This is a genomic window from Frondihabitans sp. 762G35 (assembly GCF_002074055.1).
Classification (GTDB): domain Bacteria; phylum Actinomycetota; class Actinomycetes; order Actinomycetales; family Microbacteriaceae; genus Frondihabitans.
Map to the genome: position 1 here is coordinate 427,806 of NZ_CP014619.1, position 16,955 is coordinate 444,760.

At 71.5% G+C, this 16,955-nt stretch carries 19 protein-coding genes; 8 read left to right on the forward strand and 11 right to left on the reverse strand.

The features are described from left to right. Window position 1 precedes the first annotated feature (1 nt). The 4 genes from AS850_RS02125 to AS850_RS02140 all read right to left on the reverse strand — a co-directional run bounded on the left by AS850_RS02125 (window position 2) and on the right by AS850_RS02140 (window position 4,215). On the reverse strand, window positions 2-2,176 hold the full coding sequence (locus AS850_RS02125; protein ID WP_119867629.1) for an RNA degradosome polyphosphate kinase: 2,175 nt from the start codon (window positions 2,174-2,176) through the stop codon (window positions 2-4). A gap of 95 nt (window positions 2,177-2,271) precedes the next feature. Then, the gene (locus tag AS850_RS02130) at window positions 2,272-2,487 is read right to left on the reverse strand and encodes a hypothetical protein (protein ID WP_119867630.1); all 216 of its coding nucleotides are present in this window, start codon (window positions 2,485-2,487) and stop codon (window positions 2,272-2,274) included. Between the two features lie 95 nt (window positions 2,488-2,582). Further along, the gene (gene mshD, locus AS850_RS02135; RefSeq protein WP_119867631.1) at window positions 2,583-3,548 is read right to left on the reverse strand and encodes a mycothiol synthase; all 966 of its coding nucleotides are present in this window, start codon (window positions 3,546-3,548) and stop codon (window positions 2,583-2,585) included. Beyond that, the gene (locus AS850_RS02140) at window positions 3,526-4,215 is read right to left on the reverse strand and encodes a winged helix-turn-helix domain-containing protein (protein WP_119867632.1); all 690 of its coding nucleotides are present in this window, start codon (window positions 4,213-4,215) and stop codon (window positions 3,526-3,528) included. Before AS850_RS02140 ends, mshD begins: the two co-directional genes overlap by 23 nt. Window positions 4,216-4,320: 105 nt before the next feature. On the opposite strand from AS850_RS02140, the gene AS850_RS02145 reads away from it, so the two are divergent. The 4 genes from AS850_RS02145 (at window position 4,321) to AS850_RS02160 (ending at window position 7,601) form a co-directional block, all read left to right on the forward strand. Beyond that, entirely contained in the window at window positions 4,321-4,608 is a 288-nt protein-coding gene (locus AS850_RS02145) for a hypothetical protein (RefSeq protein WP_123955418.1), read from the forward strand. 166 nt (window positions 4,609-4,774) lie between these two features. Further along, window positions 4,775-5,380, forward strand: a complete 606-nt coding sequence (locus AS850_RS02150; protein ID WP_119867634.1) for an FABP family protein — start codon at window positions 4,775-4,777, stop codon at window positions 5,378-5,380. Continuing rightward, window positions 5,370-6,479, forward strand: a complete 1,110-nt coding sequence (ygfZ, locus tag AS850_RS02155; RefSeq protein WP_119867635.1) for a CAF17-like 4Fe-4S cluster assembly/insertion protein YgfZ — start codon at window positions 5,370-5,372, stop codon at window positions 6,477-6,479. The genes AS850_RS02150 and ygfZ overlap by 11 nt, the downstream gene beginning before the upstream one ends. Window positions 6,480-6,482: 3 nt before the next feature. Further along, complete coding sequence (locus AS850_RS02160; RefSeq protein ID WP_119867636.1) at window positions 6,483-7,601, forward strand: FUSC family protein; 1,119 nt, start codon at window positions 6,483-6,485, stop codon at window positions 7,599-7,601. 27 nt (window positions 7,602-7,628) lie between these two features. Here AS850_RS02160 and AS850_RS02165 read toward each other — a convergent pair whose 3' ends face one another. Next, on the reverse strand, window positions 7,629-8,408 hold the full coding sequence (locus AS850_RS02165) for a class I SAM-dependent methyltransferase (RefSeq protein WP_119867637.1): 780 nt from the start codon (window positions 8,406-8,408) through the stop codon (window positions 7,629-7,631). Between the two features lie 48 nt (window positions 8,409-8,456). On the opposite strand from AS850_RS02165, the gene AS850_RS02170 reads away from it, so the two are divergent. Beyond that, window positions 8,457-9,200, forward strand: coding sequence for a phosphoglyceromutase (locus tag AS850_RS02170; RefSeq protein WP_119867638.1), 744 nt, complete (start codon window positions 8,457-8,459; stop codon window positions 9,198-9,200). A 120-nt stretch (window positions 9,201-9,320) separates the two neighbouring features. On the opposite strand, the gene AS850_RS02175 is transcribed toward AS850_RS02170, so the two are convergent. Further along, window positions 9,321-9,737 (reverse strand): hypothetical protein, encoded by a 417-nt coding sequence (locus AS850_RS02175; RefSeq protein ID WP_119867639.1) that lies wholly within the window; start codon window positions 9,735-9,737, stop codon window positions 9,321-9,323. Window positions 9,738-9,819: 82 nt separating this feature from the next. Between AS850_RS02175 and AS850_RS02180 the strand changes: the two genes are divergently transcribed. Both AS850_RS02180 and AS850_RS02185 read left to right on the forward strand, forming a co-directional pair. Next, window positions 9,820-10,248: an ArsR/SmtB family transcription factor gene (locus AS850_RS02180; protein ID WP_119867640.1), complete on the forward strand. Its 429-nt coding sequence runs from the start codon at window positions 9,820-9,822 to the stop codon at window positions 10,246-10,248. Further along, the gene (locus AS850_RS02185) at window positions 10,245-10,784 is read left to right on the forward strand and encodes an SRPBCC domain-containing protein (RefSeq protein ID WP_119867641.1); all 540 of its coding nucleotides are present in this window, start codon (window positions 10,245-10,247) and stop codon (window positions 10,782-10,784) included. The genes AS850_RS02180 and AS850_RS02185 overlap by 4 nt, the downstream gene beginning before the upstream one ends. Window positions 10,785-10,841: 57 nt before the next feature. Here AS850_RS02185 and AS850_RS02190 read toward each other — a convergent pair whose 3' ends face one another. The 5 genes from AS850_RS02190 to AS850_RS02210 form a co-directional block, all read right to left on the reverse strand. Continuing rightward, on the reverse strand, window positions 10,842-11,192 hold the full coding sequence (locus AS850_RS02190) for a YciI family protein (RefSeq protein ID WP_119867642.1): 351 nt from the start codon (window positions 11,190-11,192) through the stop codon (window positions 10,842-10,844). Between the two features lie 12 nt (window positions 11,193-11,204). After that, entirely contained in the window at window positions 11,205-11,621 is a 417-nt protein-coding gene (locus AS850_RS02195) for a DUF6855 family protein (protein WP_119867643.1), read from the reverse strand. A gap of 254 nt (window positions 11,622-11,875) precedes the next feature. Further along, window positions 11,876-13,429: a hypothetical protein gene (locus AS850_RS02200; RefSeq protein ID WP_119867644.1), complete on the reverse strand. Its 1,554-nt coding sequence runs from the start codon at window positions 13,427-13,429 to the stop codon at window positions 11,876-11,878. Window positions 13,430-13,606: 177 nt separating this feature from the next. Further along, on the reverse strand, window positions 13,607-14,755 hold the full coding sequence (locus AS850_RS02205) for an ATP-binding protein (RefSeq protein ID WP_119867645.1): 1,149 nt from the start codon (window positions 14,753-14,755) through the stop codon (window positions 13,607-13,609). A gap of 22 nt (window positions 14,756-14,777) precedes the next feature. Then, window positions 14,778-15,449: a response regulator transcription factor gene (locus AS850_RS02210; RefSeq protein ID WP_119867646.1), complete on the reverse strand. Its 672-nt coding sequence runs from the start codon at window positions 15,447-15,449 to the stop codon at window positions 14,778-14,780. 156 nt (window positions 15,450-15,605) lie between these two features. On the opposite strand from AS850_RS02210, the gene AS850_RS02215 reads away from it, so the two are divergent. Further along, window positions 15,606-16,733: an acyltransferase family protein gene (locus AS850_RS02215; RefSeq protein ID WP_119867647.1), complete on the forward strand. Its 1,128-nt coding sequence runs from the start codon at window positions 15,606-15,608 to the stop codon at window positions 16,731-16,733. Window positions 16,734-16,955 lie beyond the last annotated feature (222 nt).

The window sequence follows — 16,955 nt, forward strand, 5'->3', positions numbered from 1 at the left end:
GTCACCGGGCGGAACGCCTTCTCTTGCTGATCTGTCGCATCAGACCATCTTGCATGTCGTCGAGCGTCTCGCCCTCATCGCCGTGCGAGTGGCGGACCCACGTGCCGTCGGCGTCGAGGTGCCACGACGCGGTCTGCGGCGACATGGCGAGGTCGAAGAGGTGGCCGATCTCGGCGAGATGGTCGTCTTGCACGAGGCGGACGAGCACCTCGACCCGGCGGTCGAGGTTGCGGTGCATCATGTCGGCGCTGCCGATGAAGACCTGGCGGTCGCCGTCGTTCTCGAACGAGAAGAGGCGGGAGTGCTCGAGGTAGCGGCCGAGGATGGACCGCACCCGGATGTTCTCGCTGAGCCCGGGGATCCCCGCCTTGAGCGAGCAGATGCCTCGGACCCAGATGTCGACCGGCACGCCGGCGTTGCTCGCGTGGTAGAGCGCGTCGATGATCTCCTCGTCGACCATCGAGTTGATCTTGATGCGGATGCCCGAGGGCTTCCCCGCCCGGGCGTTCTCCGCCTCGACGGCGATGCGCTTGATGAGGCCCTTGCGCAGGTGGAGCGGCGCGACGAGGAGGCGCTTGAACTTCTTCTCGATCGCGTAGCCCGACAGCTCGTTGAAGAGCCGCGTGACGTCTTTGCCGACCTGGTCGTCGGCGGTGAAGAGCCCGAGGTCTTCGTAGATGCGGCTCGTCTTCGGGTTGTAGTTGCCCGTCCCGATGTGGGTGTAGTGGCGGAGGCGTCCGCCCTTCTCCTGGCGGATGACCAGGGCGAGCTTGCAGTGCGTCTTCAGCCCGACCAGGCCGTAGACCACGTGCACACCGGCCTTCTCGAGCTTGCGCGCCCAGGTGATGTTGTTCTGCTCGTCGAAGCGGGCCTTGATCTCGACCAGGGCCAGCACCTGCTTGCCGGCCTCGGCGGCGTCGATGAGGGCCTCGATGATGGGGCTGTCGCCCGAGGTGCGGTAGAGGGTCTGCTTGATGGCGAGGACGTTGGGGTCGGCCGCGGCCTGCTCGAGGAAGGCCTGCACGCTCGTCGCGAACGACTCGTAGGGGTGGTGCACCAGGACGTCGCGCCGCGCGATGCTCGAGAAGATGTCGGGCGCCGTGTTGGGCTCGTTGGGCAGGAGTTGGACGGCCGTGGTCGGGAGGTGCTTGGGGTAGTGCAGCTCGGGTCGCGCGATCTTGGCGACCTCGAACAGCCCGGCGAGGTCGAGCGGGGCCGGGAGGCGGTAGACCTCCTGGTCGGTGATGTCGAGCTCGCGCACGAGCAGCTCGAGGGTCACGGGATCCATGTCCTCGGTGATCTCGAGCCGGATCGGCGGCCCGAAGCGTCGACGGAGGAGCTCCTTCTCGAGGGCCTGGATGAGGTTCTCGGACTCGTCCTCGTCGATCTCGACGTCTTCGTTGCGCGTGACGCGGAAGATGTGGTGCTCGATCACCTCCATGCCGGGGAAGAGATCCTGCAGGTGGTTCGCGATCAGGTCTTCGAGCGGGATGAAGCGGAGGCGGCCGCTGTTGTCGTCGGGCAGCTGCACGAATCGGGGGAGGACCTGCGGCACCTTGAGGCGCGCGAACTCCTGCTTCTCGGTCTTGGGGTTGCGCACGCGCACCGCGAGGTTGAGCGACAGACCGGAGATGTAGGGGAAGGGGTGGGCCGGGTCGACCGCCAGCGGCATGAGCACCGGGAAGATCTGGTTGGAGAAGACGTCGTGCATGCGGGCGCGGTCGTCTTCGCCCAGGTCGGACCACATCTCGACGTGGATGCCCGCGGCGTCGAGGTCGGGCTTCACGAAGTCGCTGAACGCGCGAGCGTGCCGCTCCTGCAGCTCGAGCGCCCTCGCGTTGATGGCGGCGAGGACGTCGCTGGGAGCGGTGCCGATGTTGGTCGGGACGGCGAGGCCCGTGGCGATGCGGCGCTTGAGCCCGGCGACCCGCACCATGAAGAACTCGTCGAGGTTGCTGGCGAAGATCGCCAGGAAGTTGGCCCGCTCGAGCAGGGGCGTGTCGGGGTCCTCCGCGAGTTCGAGGACCCGCTGGTTGAACGCCAGCCAGCTGATCTCGCGGTCGAGGAACCGGTCGACGGGCAGCGTGCCGTCGTCGTCGAAGGTCACGATCTCGTCGAAGTCGTCGATCAGATCGTTGGTCACGGCTGCGCCGTCGACGTAGGGTTCGCTGTCCATCCGTCAATCGTGCCACGCGGCCGCGTGCGGATGAGCCCGGGCGGGTTAACTGTTAGTAACTCGCTCGGATCCGCTCGCGGCCGCCGCGCATCCTGCTATTCCTCTTCTTTGAGCGCGAGCCCGATCGCGAAGAAGGTCGGCGCCCAGTGGCCGATGAAGATGCCCCAGCGGTCCGACTGGGCCTTGTCGTCGCTCTTCTTGCCGCGCGAGACCAGCCAGGCGACCAGGGCGATGACGATCGACGCGAAACCGCCGATGTAGGCGTGCTCGCTGCGGAAGCCGAGGTCGTGGACGAATTTGATGGGGTTCATGGGGTGCCTTCCGGGACGGGGTGTCCCTCGACCCAACTCCCCGGCGGGGATCGCGGGCCGCCCGGGCGACGATCGCGCCGGAACGGGAGCCGGACCTAGCGCGAGAGCGTGTACTGCACGTCGACCGCGAAGTCGGTGAAGCCGCGCGCCCGGTACAGGCGCAGCGCCGCCTCGTTGTCGCCCTCGACGTAGAGGGAGGCCTCGTCGACGCCCCGCTCGCGCAGTCGCACGAGCCCCGCGTCGACCGCCGCGCCGCCCAGGTGCTCGCCCTGATGCTCCGGGGCGACACCGACGGCGTAGAACTCGCCCGGCTGAGCCCGGTCGACCTTCAGCCAGCAGAACGCGACGAGGTCGTCGCCCTGTCGCAGCAGGAGGAGGTCGGCCGCGTCGAACCAGGGCTCGCGGATGCGGGCGTCGAGGTCGTCCTGCGTCAGGGAACCCTGCTCCGGGTGCGAGGCGAAGGCGCGCGCGTTGAGGTCGAGCCACGCCGCGTCGTCCGTGCCGGGGCGGAACGGGGCGACGGTGGTGCCGGGCGCGAGGCGCGGGGCCCGTGGCTCCTGCGCGACCGGGGCCCGCTGCTGCAGGAGCCGCCGGGTCGCCTCGAATCCGAAGCGGGCCGCGAGCCGCTTCGCCCCGGGCAGGTCGCCGTGGGCCCAGACGGCCAGGTCGCCCTCGGTCTGGTCGACGACGGCCCGCAGGAGCACCGTGCCGAGCCCCGCGCGTCGGAGCGACGGGTGCACGACCAGTTCGGCCTCCCCGGGGCGGAGGATCGCGGCGGCGTCGGCGTCGCCGAGCACCTGCGCGTCGCCCGCCCGCGCCTCGACGAGGGACTGGTCGGAGAACGGGGGGACGCCGTCGGCGTCCAGGGCGGCCGCCGCGAGGGCCTGGAGGACGGGTGCCGCCGCGGCACCGCTCAGGTGGATGGCGCCCAGGTCGGAGGCCGCAGGGGAGTCGGTCGGCGCACCGGCGTCGGGACCCGCGCCAGCGTCGGGACTTGCAACAGCGTCGGGATCCGCGCCGCGTTCGGGCGCCGCGTCGTCAGGACGAGAGGGCCGGGACATCGCGCTGCTCGTCGTCGTAGACGTTGAATCGGTAGCCGACGTTGCGCACCGTCCCGATGAGCGACTCGAGGTCGCCCAGCTTGGCGCGCAGACGCCTCACGTGCACGTCGACGGTGCGGGTGCCGCCGAAGTAGTCGTAGCCCCAGACCTCGCTGAGGAGCTGCTCGCGCGTGAAGACGCGCGAGGGGTGGGTGGCGAAGAAGCGGAGGAGCTCGAACTCCTTGAAGGTCAGGTCGAGCGGGCGACCGTGCACCTTCGCCGAGTAGCTGGCCTCGTCGATGACGACGCCGGAGGCCTGGATCTTGGACCCGGTCTGCGTCTGGGCGAGGCGGCCGGTGACGAGCCGGATGCGCGCGTCGACCTCCGCGGGACCGGCCGTCTCGAGGATGACGTCGTCGACGCCCCACTCGGAGTTGACCGCGGTCAGGCCGCCCTCGGTGAGCACCAGGACCAGCGGGACCGTGACGCCCGTCGTCCGCAGGATCTTGCAGAGGGCCTTCGCGCTCGCCAGGTCGGCGCGGGCGTCGACGAAGATGAGGTCGCTCGACGGGGCGTTGACGAGGTGCGCGGGCTCCGCGGGGATCTGGCGCGTACGGTGACTGAGAAGGGCCAGGGCCGGCAGGACGTCGGGCGTGCTGGCAGAGGTCAGGACCAAGAGCTGCGCCACACGACCTCCAGAAGATGGACTGCGGGCAAGTGTAGAGGACCGCCGCAGTGCTACCGGCTCAGCCTAGCGGGTGCCGTGGAGGCCTCCGTAGGGGATGATGGACACGTGGAATCGACTGAACGACGCACGCGTCTCCGCCTGGCCACCACCATCCCGGTGTGGTTCGCGGCGCTCGTCGGCGCCGTGATCGTCGGTCTGACGACAAGCGGCGACCGCTACCTGGTCTGGCTGCCCCTGGTGCTCGGCCTGACGATCCTGCTGACCTTCTGCCTCCAGCTCGCGACCCGCGAGAAGGACGGCCTCGTCGACCGGACCATGCTCAGCCTCACCGGGAGCCTGGTGGTCCTGGGTGTCGCCACGGGCGTCCTGGCGCTGCTCGGCCTCTCGGCCTGAAGCGGACGGACCCCCGAAAGTCGGCCCCGACGAGTACCATCGGAGCATGGATTCGCTGCTCGCCCTCGAGGTGTTCTACATCGGCCTGCTCGTGCTGGCCTCGATCAGCATCGCCTTCGTCGCGGTGACCGTGCTCGTCAAGCTGTTCAAGGGACAGCGCTAGACGTTGATGGAGATCCCCACCGGTCTCCCCGCGGAGATCGTTCCCCTGTCCTGGCTCCTGGGCGTCTGGGAGGGCACCGGGGTGGTCGACTACACCACGGGCGACTCGCCCGACACCCGGCGCACCCACGAGTTCGGCCAGCGCGTGAGCTTCAGCCACGACGGCCTGCCGTTCCTCAACTACAGCTCCTACACGTGGCTCCTCGACGAGGCGCACACGCCCCTCGCGAGCGAGACCGGCTACTGGCGGCTCGACCGGCCGGCCGAGGAGGGCGACCGCGGCCCCGGCATGCTGCCGGGCGTGGGCATCCAGCCGTTCACGACGCCGCGCGCCGTCGAGATCCTGCGAACCAACGACGACGGATTCAACATCGAGGTCTCGCTCGTGCACCCGAGCGGCGTCAACGAGCTCTACCTCGGCCGCGTCAAGGGCCCGCGCATCGACCTGGCGACCGACGCGGTGCTCCGGTCGAGCAACGCGAAGGAGTACTCCGCGGCCACCCGCATGTACGGCCTGGTCGACAACCACCTCCTCTGGGCCTGGGACATCGCCGCCCTCGGCAACGAGCTGCGCACGCACTCGTCGGGGCGGCTCGCTCATGTCGACTGACCTGACCCCCTTCTCCGCCCGCCCCGGTTTCGTCGCCGACGCGGCCACCGGCGTCGCCGCTCACTACGGCAACCCGTTCGTCGAGCAGCGCGAGCTCCTCGCGGGGCGCGCCGTCGTCGAGCTCGGCGACCGCGGCGTCATCACCGTCATGGGCCCCGACCGTCTTTCCTGGCTCGACTCCCTGACCAGCCAGGCCCTCAAGGGCCTCGCGCCGGGCGAGTCCACCGAGACCCTGCTGCTCGACCCCTCCGGTCGCATCGAGCACGCCGCCCGCGTCGTCGACGACGGCGAGACGACGTGGCTCCTCGTCGAGGCCTCCGAGACCGAGGCGTTCGCCTCCTGGCTCGACCGGATGCGCTTCACGCTCCGCGTCGAGGTCGCCGACCGCAGCGCCGACTTCCGGGCGCTGGCGTCGTTCGCCGATCCGGGGATTCCCGCCGCGGCTCCTGCCGGGGTCGCCCTCGTCTGGGTCGATCCCTGGGCGGAGGTCTCCGTCGGAGGCGTCGGCTACGCGGCCGAGGCGGGTCACGCCGGGCGCGGCTGGACCCTCCGGGAGACCCTCGTCGCCCGCGCCGACCTCGCCGGCATCGCGGCGTCCGAGATCCCCGTCGCCGGGGTCGTCGCGCTCGAGGCCCTCCGCATCGCCGCGTGGCGCCCGCGCCTGTCGACCGAGGTCGACGAGCGCAGCATCCCCCACGAGCTCGACTGGCTGCGCTCCGCGGTGCACCTCGCCAAGGGCTGCTACCGCGGGCAGGAGACCGTCGCCAAGGTCCACAACCTCGGGCACCCTCCGCGCCGGCTCGTGATGCTCCACCTCGACGGCTCCGACAACGTCCTTCCTCCCCACGGCGCGCCCGTGTTCGCAGGAGGCCCTGGCGAGCGCCGCGAGATCGGTGCCATCACCTCCAGCGCCACGCACTTCGAGCTCGGGCCGATCGCCCTCGCGGTCGTGAAGCGCACCGCACCCGTCGACGAGTCGTTCGTCGTCGTCTGGGACGACACCGAGATCGCCGCCGGCCAGGAGGTCGTCGTGCCCCCCGAGGCCGGCGCCGCCGCCGGTGTCCCGCGTCTGTCGCGGCTCGGTGCCGTCCGGCGCTGACCCGTGTCGCCTCCCGCCGGGGCTCGCGCGCCTCGCCCCGGTGGCGCCTCGCGCGTCCTCGGCGACTTCGACCCCCGGGCCGCCCTCGAGCGCGTCCGCTCGTCGCTGCCCGCGGTGCTCCAGATCGTCGTCGCCGCCGGGGCCGCCTTCGCCATCGCCCACTTCGGCCTCGGCCACGCCATCCCCGTGCTCGCCGTCACCATCACCATCTCCTCGCTCGGGTTCGCCCGCGACGCGAGGCCCCGGCGCGTCCTCGAGAACGCCGTTGGCGTCGTCATCGGGATCGCGCTCAGCGAGGTGCTCCTGCTCGCCGTCGGCAAGGGGGTCTGGCAGTCCGGGGTCGTCCTGCTGGCCACGCTCCTCGTGGCGCGGTTCTTCTCGGCGAACAGCGCGTTCGCCGTCGCTGCGGCCACCCAGTCGATGTTCGTCGCGCTCCTGCCCGACCCGGCCGGCGGCCCCTTCACCCGCTCCCTCGACGGCCTCGTGGGCGGAGCGATCGCCCTGGTGGTGACGGCGATCATCCCGCGCGACCCCGTCGGTCTGGCGCGTGCCGACGCCCGGCGGCTTTTCCGCGAGCTCGACGCGTCCTTCGCCGCTCTCGTCCTCGCCCTGCGCCACGGCGACGTGCGCCGGGCCGACGACGCGCTGGCCACCCTGCGGGCGACGCAGCCGCTCCTCGACGACTGGGCGCAGACGCTCGACACGGCGGTGTCGATCGCGCGGATCTCGCCGTTCCTCCGCGGCCGGCTGCCGGCGCTCGAACGGGAGCAGCGGCTCCTGCGGTACCTCGATCTCGCGACGCGCAACCTGCGCGTGGTCGCCCGACGCATCGACACGTCGACGGGCGACGGCCGGAGACGCGGCGAGATCGCCGACCTCGTGGCGAGCATCGCCCGGGCCACCTCCGCCCTCGGCGACTCGATCGAAGCCATCGAGCTGATCCCGGTCGCGCAGGATGCCCTGACCGCCGTCGCCCGGAGGCTCGACCCCCGCGCGGTCCTGCCCGGCGCTCCCGTCGGGGAGACCGTCGTCGTGGTGATGCTGCGGCCGCTCGTCATCGACCTGCTCATGGCGACGGGGCTCGACCACGAGGCGGCGCGGGAGCGGCTCGCGCCGGTGTGAGGTTTGGTGCGCTCCGCGGAGCGCGGGTCAGCGCGGCAGCGGAGCGACGGCCTCCCACGGCACGCTGATCTCCCCCAGGCGCCAGCGTGTGCGGCCGTGCAGCACGGGCCAGCCCTCGGCCCGGAGCGCCTCCACCGTGGCGACCCAGCGCTGCACGGGGGAGTAGACGGCGAGGGCCGCGTTGTAGCGCCAGTGCCGGTCGAGCGAGACGAGCAGATCGTGGATGCGTTCGCCCTCGACGTTGCGATGGATCAGGGCCTTCGGCAGGCGCTCGGCGACGACGAGAGGCGTCTCGAGCGACGCGAGGCGGAGGCTGGCGGTGAACGTCCGCGGTCCCTCCGCCGAGACGTCGATCCACGAGGCCACACGCCCGACCTCGTTGCAGGTCCCCTCGACGAGCACCCCGTCGGGGGCGAGCCGGGAGGTCATGAGCGCCCACGCCTCTCCGACGTCGGCCTCGTCGTACTGCCGCAGGACGTTGAGGGCCCGGATGACGGCCGGCCTCCGCCCGCCGTCGAGGGGGACCTCGAAGCCGCCCAACCGGAACGTCACCCCCGGCCGCGCCGAGAGGCTCGCCACCCGGACCCGCTCCGGATCGATCTCGATGCCGACGACCTCGACGTCCGGCCGCACGCGGCTCAGCCGCTGGTGCAGCTCGAGCGGGGTCGTGGCGCTCGCCCCGTAGCCGAGGTCGACCACGAGCGGGTCGGGCGCGTGACGGAACGCAGGATGCGCGGCGATCCACCGGTCGACCCGGCGGAGGCGGTTCGTGCCGGTCGTCCCGCGCGTGATCGACCCGATTGGCATGGGCACAAGTCAAGCATCCCGGCGAGGCACCTTCGATAGGATTCCGACATGACTTCGACGCTCATCCTCCTCCGGCACGGCAACAGCGAATGGAACCAGAAGAACCTCTTCACGGGGTGGGTCGACGTGAGGCTGAGCGAGCAGGGCGTCGCCGAGGCGAAGCGCGCGGGCGAGCTGCTCCGCGACTCCGGCCTCAAGCCCGAGATCCTCTACACGTCGCGTCTGACCCGCGCCATCCAGACCGCCGACCTCGCGCTGGAGGCGGCCGACCGGCTCTGGATCGACGTCAAGCGCTCCTGGCGTCTCAACGAGCGCCACTACGGCGCGCTCCAGGGCAAAGACAAGGCAAAGACGCTCGAGGAGTACGGCCCCGAGCAGTTCCAGACCTGGCGTCGCTCGTTCGACGTGCCGCCGCCGCCCCTCGACGACGACAGCGAGTGGTCGCAGGCCCACGACGAGCGCTACCGCGACCTCGGCGTCGACGCCCCGCGCACGGAGTCGCTCAAGCTCGTGATCGACCGCATGCTCCCGTACTGGGAGAGCGACATCACCAAAGACCTGGCCGCCGGCAAGACGGTCCTCGTCACGGCGCACGGCAACTCGCTGCGCGCCCTCGTGAAGCACCTCGACGACATCGGCGACGACGAGATCGCCGAGCTCAACATCCCCACGGGCATCCCGCTCGTCTACGAGCTCGACGACGACTTCCGTCCCACCGGGCCGGCCGCGTACCTCGACCCCGAGGCGGCTGCCGCCGGTGCCGCTGCCGTGGCGGCGCAGGGCAAGAAGTAGGCTGCGCGTCGGCGTTGCCCCCGCTAGACCCTCGCGCTCGGCTGCGGCGGTGGTCCTAGGCGGGGTGCGGCGTCCGAGCGCGAGGGTCTAGCGACGGACGGGTAAAGGCCGCCGCCGACGTCACACGAAGAGCGCGCTGATCTCCTGCACGAGGGCGTCCATGTCGACGGTCGCGAGCGACCCGACCCGGACGACGGGCCAGTCGCCGATCGCGGGCACGTCGGCGCAGCGGACCTCGACGAGGCGCGGCGCGCCGGCTGCGGCCAGCGGGGCCAGGACGGCGTCGGCGTCACCGGCGTCCCAGGTCGCGTCGATGACGACGCCGGCCTCGACGAGCGCGGCGGTGCGCCAGACGGTGTCGATGGCGAGGGCGCGGATGCCGGCGCGCGGCGCCACCGGTCCGGTCTGCTGTGTCAGGGCATCCTGCAGTTTCGAGGGCTGGAGAACGGGACAGCCGAGCAGGATGCCCAGCGCCGACGCGATCTCCGTCTTGCGGGGGTCGGGGGAGCCGTTGACGAGAATCGCGACCTGAGCCATGCGTCCATCCTGCCGGATCCGGGGCGACGCCTCGGCCGATGGCTCTTGACATTCAATCGATCGCTTGAATAAAGTCGGCAGCGTGTCCACCACCGTCGCGTCCACCTTCGCCGCTCTGGGCGATCCGGTCCGCCGAACGATCGTCGACCGGCTGGCCGAGTCCGATGCGACCGTGGGCGAACTCGTGGCGCTCTTCGACATCTCGTTCCAGGCGGTCTCGCAGCACGTCGCCGTCCTGGAGCGCGCCACGCTGGTCAGTCGACACCGGGTCGGCCGCACCCGTCGCGTGCGGCTCGAGCCGCAGCCCCTCGACGAGGCGCTGACCTGGATGGAGTCGCGGCGACAGCGGCTCGAGGAGCGGTACCGCCGCCTGGACGCGGTCCTGGCGGACATGGCCGACGACGCCGGACCGGACACCACGGCGCGCCCGGACACCACGCCACTCCCCGACACCATGGGACGACCCGGTCGCGCATCGACAGCCACTTCGACGAAGGAGACGAAGAAATGACCGACGACGACACCCGGCACGAGCACGACACCCCTGCCGAACCCGACGCCCGACCCGGGCACGACGTAGCATCGCAGCGAGGCACGACCCACGTCAGGTCGGGCGCGCAGACGATCTCGCATCGGCGCGAATTCGACGCGCCGGCTTCTCGGGTGCAGCGGGCGCACACCGATCCGGCCCTCTTCCCGCGGTGGATGGGGCCGCGGGGGACGACCGTGCGGCTCGACAGGTTCGAGGCCGTGACGGGCGGCGCCTTCCGGTACAGCGTGGTGGGCGGGGACGGTGCCGCCTGGACGTTCTTCGGGAGCTATCACGAGGTCCGCGACGGACTCGTGACGCACACCTGGCAGTACGAGGGCGAGACGGACGTGTCGCTCGAGACCCTGCGTTTCCGCGACCTCGCCGGGGGCCGATCCGTGCTGGAGGTGACCTCGGCGTTCTCCTCGGAGGCCGCGTGCGAGGCGATGGTGGCGAGCGGGCTCGACGGCGGCATGGACGAGAATTTCGCCCGGCTCGACGAGGTCCTCGCCGGCTGACGCCGCCCCGAGGCTGATCCGGCACAGCCGGCTGACGCGGCCCGGCGTCACCGCACCTCAGAGCAGCGGCCGCACCTCGACGCGGCGGTTGCAGGCCTCCGACGCCTCTGCGGCGAGGGCCAGGGCGGCGTCGGCGTCCTGCGCCTCGATCACCCAGAAGCCGCCGACGTTCTCGGCGGAGTCCGACAGGGGCCCGGAGGAGGACTCCCCGCGCCCGCCCCGGTTGTCGAGCACGGTCGCCTCGCGGGGCGCGCTGAGGCCGCCCGCGAAGATCCAGTGGCCCTCCCGCACGAGGCGCTCGTTGTACTCGTGGATGGCCGCCGCCTCGGGCGGGGTCGCGGATCCGGCGTGGTCGCCGCGGACCCCTCCCGGGAGGAAGGTCTCGACGACCGAGAAGAGGAACTGCACCGGTCGCCCCCGTCAGGCCCGCGGCAGGGCGCGGACGCTGTTGTTGCGGGCGTCGTGCGTCAGCTCGACGAGGCCCAGCTCCTCGAGCAGGGGCGGGAGGTACATGCCGAAGCGTCCGCGGTAGCCGTTCCGGAGCCCGTACCAGCCGCCGACGGGGTTCTCCTCGGAGCGGCCCCACGCCTCGACCGTGCCCTCCGCCGCCGGCTTCTTCTCGTCGGCCGCCCCGAGGGGGACCCAGTCGCCCCTCTCGAGGAGGAAGGCGTGCAGGTCGTCGATGGCGCGGGCGTCGTACTTCAGGGTCGTCGACCCGACCTGGCAGACGATCGTCGGCGGGGTGGCGGCGTCGTCGACGTACATCGTGTAGGCGGAGGTGCCCGGCGCGGTGGTGAGTGTCCAGGGGTCGTCTTCGACGCCTCGTCCGGGTGCCATGGTTCGTCCTCTCGCGAGCGATCCGGGTCGCAGGATGCCCGGCCGTCCCCGCACGACCGCCCGGTGCCGCCGAGTCTGATCCTCCCGCCCCCGCCCGTCAAGGCCCCGCGTCGTCCCGGCCGAACCCCCGTCCGTCCCGGCCCGCACCCCCTTCCGTCCCCGCCGCACCCCCTTCCGTGCCGACGCACCCTCTCGCGGGAGGGTTCCTCGCCCGGAACGGGGGTGCACGTCTCCCGGCGGGGGCGCGCCCGCGGTCAGCGGCTCCAGCGGAACAGGAGGTAGCGCCCCGTCGGCGACACGGCGACGCGCGCGACTCCGGCCGAAAGCGTCCTCAGCCACGCCCGCGATCCCGCCGAATACGCGAGCGTGTCGACCTCGACGGCGCACGCTCCCGTGCGATCGACCACGGCCGCGAATCGCGAGGGCGTCGTGGCGTCCTGCCACACGCGGAAGCCGCGCCTGCCGGTGACCGAGCCGAAGCTCCAGCGCAGGTGCCCGGGTGTCGTGTGGAGGAAGGGGAGCGCCTCGTCGTAGGAGCCGGCGGCACCGTGGCTCCTGCCGGGCAGGAGGTCGGTGACCGGCAGCTGCGCCACACCGCAGCCGTCGGGGAGGGCCGCATCGGCCCGGGCCACGAAGGTGCGCACGTCGGAGTCCGACACGGGATCGATCTTGACCACGCGCGTCACGGCTCCGACCTGATCGACGAGAGCCGCGACGACGACGAGGCCGACGATCGCTCCCCGGACGAGGCGTCGCCCGGGAACGGCTTGCAGCGCGAGCCCGGCGATGCCGAGCCCGAGGAGGGCCAGCAGGATGCTCAGCCGCGCCCAGGCTCGGATCTCCGGCCCCGCCACGTAGGCAACGACGACGCCGAGGCCGCTCGAGACGAAGAAGAGCCCCACCCAGACGGTCGACGTCGCGAGGGTCGAGAGTCGCGGGTCGGCGAGGAACGCGCCGAGACCGGACGCCTCTCCCGTCGGCACCCGTCGAAGGCGCGATCCGAGGAGGACTGCCGCGATGCCCACGACGAGGCCGGCCGCGGCGAGGAGCGATACCCCGGGGCTCTCCGTCGTGTGGAGCGTGAAGGTCCCCGCCAGATACTTCGCGGTGATCCGCGGGAGCAGCGGGATCCCCGATCCCTGCCAGGGCAGGAGCACGGTGACGATCTTCCCGGCGTAGAGCTCCGATTCCCCGATCGTCCGGCCGGTGAAGTACGGGGCGAAGCGCTCGCCGAAGGAGCGGCCGAGCGTGAACAGTGCGAGGGCCACGAAGAGCGAGAGGAAGCCGATGGCTGCGGTCGGCGCGAGGCTCGATGACCGGCGGGGCCGCGCGAGGAGGTCCGGGAGCGTCCCGGCGAGCCAGGCTCCGCCGACCGCGATGACGGCGAAAACGAAGTAGTAGGGACCGGTCGTCGCCACGAGGAGGCCGAGCAGAGCGCTCGGTGCCGTGGACCGCAAGGTCCGGGATCGTCGCGATCCTGCGGACTCGCTCCACCTCCGGAAGGGATCCGTCGATCGCCCGGCCGCGACGAGGATCAGGATCCCGATGAGAGGAACGGCCCAGAAGCCGGCGAGGAAGTAGTGCCCGTACCCGATTCGGAGGAAGTGGTACGGCATGAGGCTGAAGAGGACGGAGGCCAGGACGGACCGCAGCCGGAGCGCGCGGAAGAAGAGGTAGGCGGTTGCCGCCGCACCCGCGAAAGAGAGGAGCGCGAAGACGTTCAGGAGCACGATCCCGTCCGGGGTCAGCGGCGCGAAGAGCCGGAGACCGACGACGGACGCGAGGTCGACCTGCCCCGTGAAGAACACGTCGAGCCCCCGGGGGAACCCGAGGTTCCGGTTCGTCGCGTACGAGAGCGAGGGCTTCGCGCAGGAGCCGCGGTGCCCTTCGGCGGGACACCGGCGGCCGAGGCGTCGCGGGTCGGATCGTGGAGGTCTGGCTGGTCACGCGGCGTCCTGTTCCACCCCCGTCGTTCGCGGGCCGGATCAGTTCAGCAGGGGACCCGTCTCTCGGGCGTTCGCGCTTTTCGAGATGTTTTCGAGAGGTCCCCCGCCGGGGAACACCACCTCGACGACGAGGCCGTCCGGCCTGCCCGCCTGGAGCAGGAGCCGCGCGTCGTGTGTCTCGACGATGCTCTTGACGAGGGCGAGACCGAGGCCGTGCCCCCCGGTGGCGGCACCGCTCGCCGTGCGGAGCGCGGTGCGGTGGAACGCCTCGGTGAGAAGCGGAACCGTCGCCTCCTCGATCCTGGGTCCGCTGTTCGACACGCGCAGGACGACTCCGCCCGGCTCGCGGCCGACGGCGACGTGCAGGTCGCCGCCTCGGCGGTTGTGGCGCACGGCGTTCTGAACCAGGTTCCTCACGAGGAGCTGGAGCAGGACGGGATGACCCACCACGGTGGCCGAACGGAGGACCTCCGTGACGACGAGGGCTTCGTCGTCGATCGTCTCGGACTGGTCGGCGAGCTCGCGGCGGGCGAGCTCCGCGAGGTCGACATTTTCCGCGTGGTCGATCCGGTTGCTGCCGGCGAGATCGAGGAGCGCGCGCGTGATGTCGATGGTCCGGTCGTTCGTGATCGACAGGCGGTACAGGAGCTGCTCGACCTCCGGCGTCTGCTCGGATCGGCTCGCGACCTGGAGCAACGTCTTCGTCGTCGTGAGGGGTGTCCGGAGCTCGTGGCTGACGTTCGCGGCGAACCGGCCCTGAACGGCGAACGCCGCCTCGAGACGGTCGAGCATCCCGTCGATCGTGTCGGCGAGGACGCGGACCTCGTCTTCCGGGCCGTCGAGGGCGATCCGACGGTCGATGGACGCCCCGTCGAGGGTCCTGGCCGTTCGGACGATGTCGGTCAGGGGTTTCAGAGCCCGTCCCGCGACGAACCAGCCGACAGCGGCCCCGATCCCGCCGACGAGGACGAGTACGGGCACGGCGACCACAGCGAGGAGCTCCAGCAGGTCCCGCTTGTTCGAGACCATGATCGACGGCGTGCCCAGGACACCGCTCGGGTACTGACTCGACGTGAACGCGTAGCCGGGGATGAGGAGCAGGACGACGGCCACCGCCGCGAGCACGCTGAACCCGGTGAGCACGACGAGCACCGCGTAGGTGATGGTGAGGCGCAGCCTCAGAGTCACCCGGATCCGACGCCTCCGCTCACTAGGCACGGTCCGCCTCCCGGATGCAGTAGCCGACTCCGGCGACGGTCACGATCGGCGAGGGCGGGCCGAGCTTCCTCCGGAGGTTCGACATCGTGATCCTCACGGCGTTCGTGAACGGGTCGGCGTTCTCGTCCCACGCCTTCTCGAGGAGGGTCTCGGCGCTGACGACGCCGCCGTCGGCCCTCAGGAGGACCTCGAGGACGGCGAACTCTTTGCGACTCAGCCGCACGAAGCGCCCCTTCCGGTACACCTCGCGGCGGAAGACATCGACCGTCAGGTCGCCCGAGGTCAAGGTGGGTGGCACCGACTCCTTGGACCGGCGGTTCAGGGCCCGGAGACGCGCGACCAGCTCCTCCAGGTCGAACGGCTTCGCGAGGTAGTCGTCGGCCCCGAGCTCCAGCCCGTCGACGCGGTCCCGGAGAGTCCCGGCGGCGGTCAGCATCAGGATGCGCGGGGGACGCTGGGACGCCACGAGGCGACGGCAGACCTCGTCGCCGTGGATCCCCGGCAGGTCACGATCGAGGACCACCACGTCGTAGTCGTTCACCCAGGCCTTCTCGAGGGCCGAGGCGCCATCGAAGGCGAGGTCGGCCGCGATCGCCTCCAGCCGGAGCCCCGCCTGGATCGCCTCCGCGAGGAACACCTCGTCCTCCACGACCAGAGCGCGCATTCGTCGGTCCCTCCCGTGGCCGGAGCGCGGCCACTCTCCGTCTAGTGGACCACGGACGCCCTTTCGAAAACGTCTGCGAAAGGGAAGACGGCCCCGCAACGGCCGCCGGCGTGGGATGGCTCTCGGCGCTCGACCTCCGAGCCGGAAGGAAGCACCATGTCGAACCCCACACGCGACTCGGGACGGTCGCTCCTGCCCTCCCTCACCGGGCTCCGCTTCCTCGCGGCGTTCGTGGTCTTCGCCTATCACACCCGGAACATGGCCTATTTCTCGGGTCACGGGCAGGCCGCACTCGGCCTCGTCTTCGGCGCCGGCCCAACGGGTGTCTCCCTGTTCTTCGTCCTCTCGGGATTCGTGCTCGCCTGGTCGGACGACGGTTCGGGAACGTTCCGTGCATTCTGGCTGCGTCGTGCGGCGCGGATCGTGCCGACGCACCTCGTGGTCCTCGCTCTCGCCCTCCTGCTGGCGGCGACGATCCTGCCGAGCATCCGGACCGCCGACCCCTGGGCCGCTGTGGCAGACGGCCTCCTCGTGAGCAGCTGGAACCCGGTCTGGTGGCAGGCCGGCAATCCGGTGAGCTGGTCCCTGGTCTGCGAGGCCTTCTTCTACGCGGTTTTCCCCCTCCTGATCCGTGCCCTCCGCCCATTCGGGACCGGTCGGCTCCTGGCCGTCTTCGCGCTCGCCGTCGGAGGCGTCCTGGCGGTGGCGGCGGTCAACGACCACCTTCCGGCCGTGCTCGGGGCGAACAGCTCTCCGCTGGCCCGACTGCCGGAATTCGTCGTCGGGATCGCCCTGGCGCGCCTGCTCCGCACGGGAGCGTGGCGGGGCCCCTCGCTCGCGGTCGGCGTGCTCGCCGCGCTCGCCGGATACGCCGGAGCGTCGCTGGCGCCGACGTCGGCGTTCACGAACGCAGGCTGGACGGTGATCGGTTACGCCCTCCTCATCGCCGCCCTGGCACGCTGCGACATCGAGGGGCGGCGGACGCTCCTCGCCTCCCGCCCGCTCGTGAGGCTCGGGGATCTCTCGTTCGCCTTCTACCTCGTCCACGTGCTCGTCCTGCAAAGCATCGGTTCGCTCTGGCCGGGGCACCAGCCGACACTCGCCGCTGTGCCGGCCGCGCTGCTGACCCTCGCGGCCCTCGGCGTGGCGGTCACGGTGGCGCTGCTGCTGAACCGCGTCGTGGAGAGGCCGGGTCGGAGGCTCCTGCTGGCCCTTGCCGAGGGTCCGCGACCGGCGGTACGTCCAGACGAGCGGCCGGTGCGAGCTCACCGCATCGGCACGTGACTCGCCGACCGCCTACCGACGGGCGACGAGCGCCATCGCGTCGCGCCGCATCGTCACCGGGTAGTCGACGGTCGCCGTCCCGATCCGCACGAGTCTCTGGATCGTCTGCCCGGGCCAACCTGCGTCACCGCGCCGGCGGACACCGCACCGGCGGCCGGTGCGCAGGCGGCCTGTGCGCAGGCGGCCGGTGCGAAGGCGGCCGCACCGCATCAGGCGGCGTCG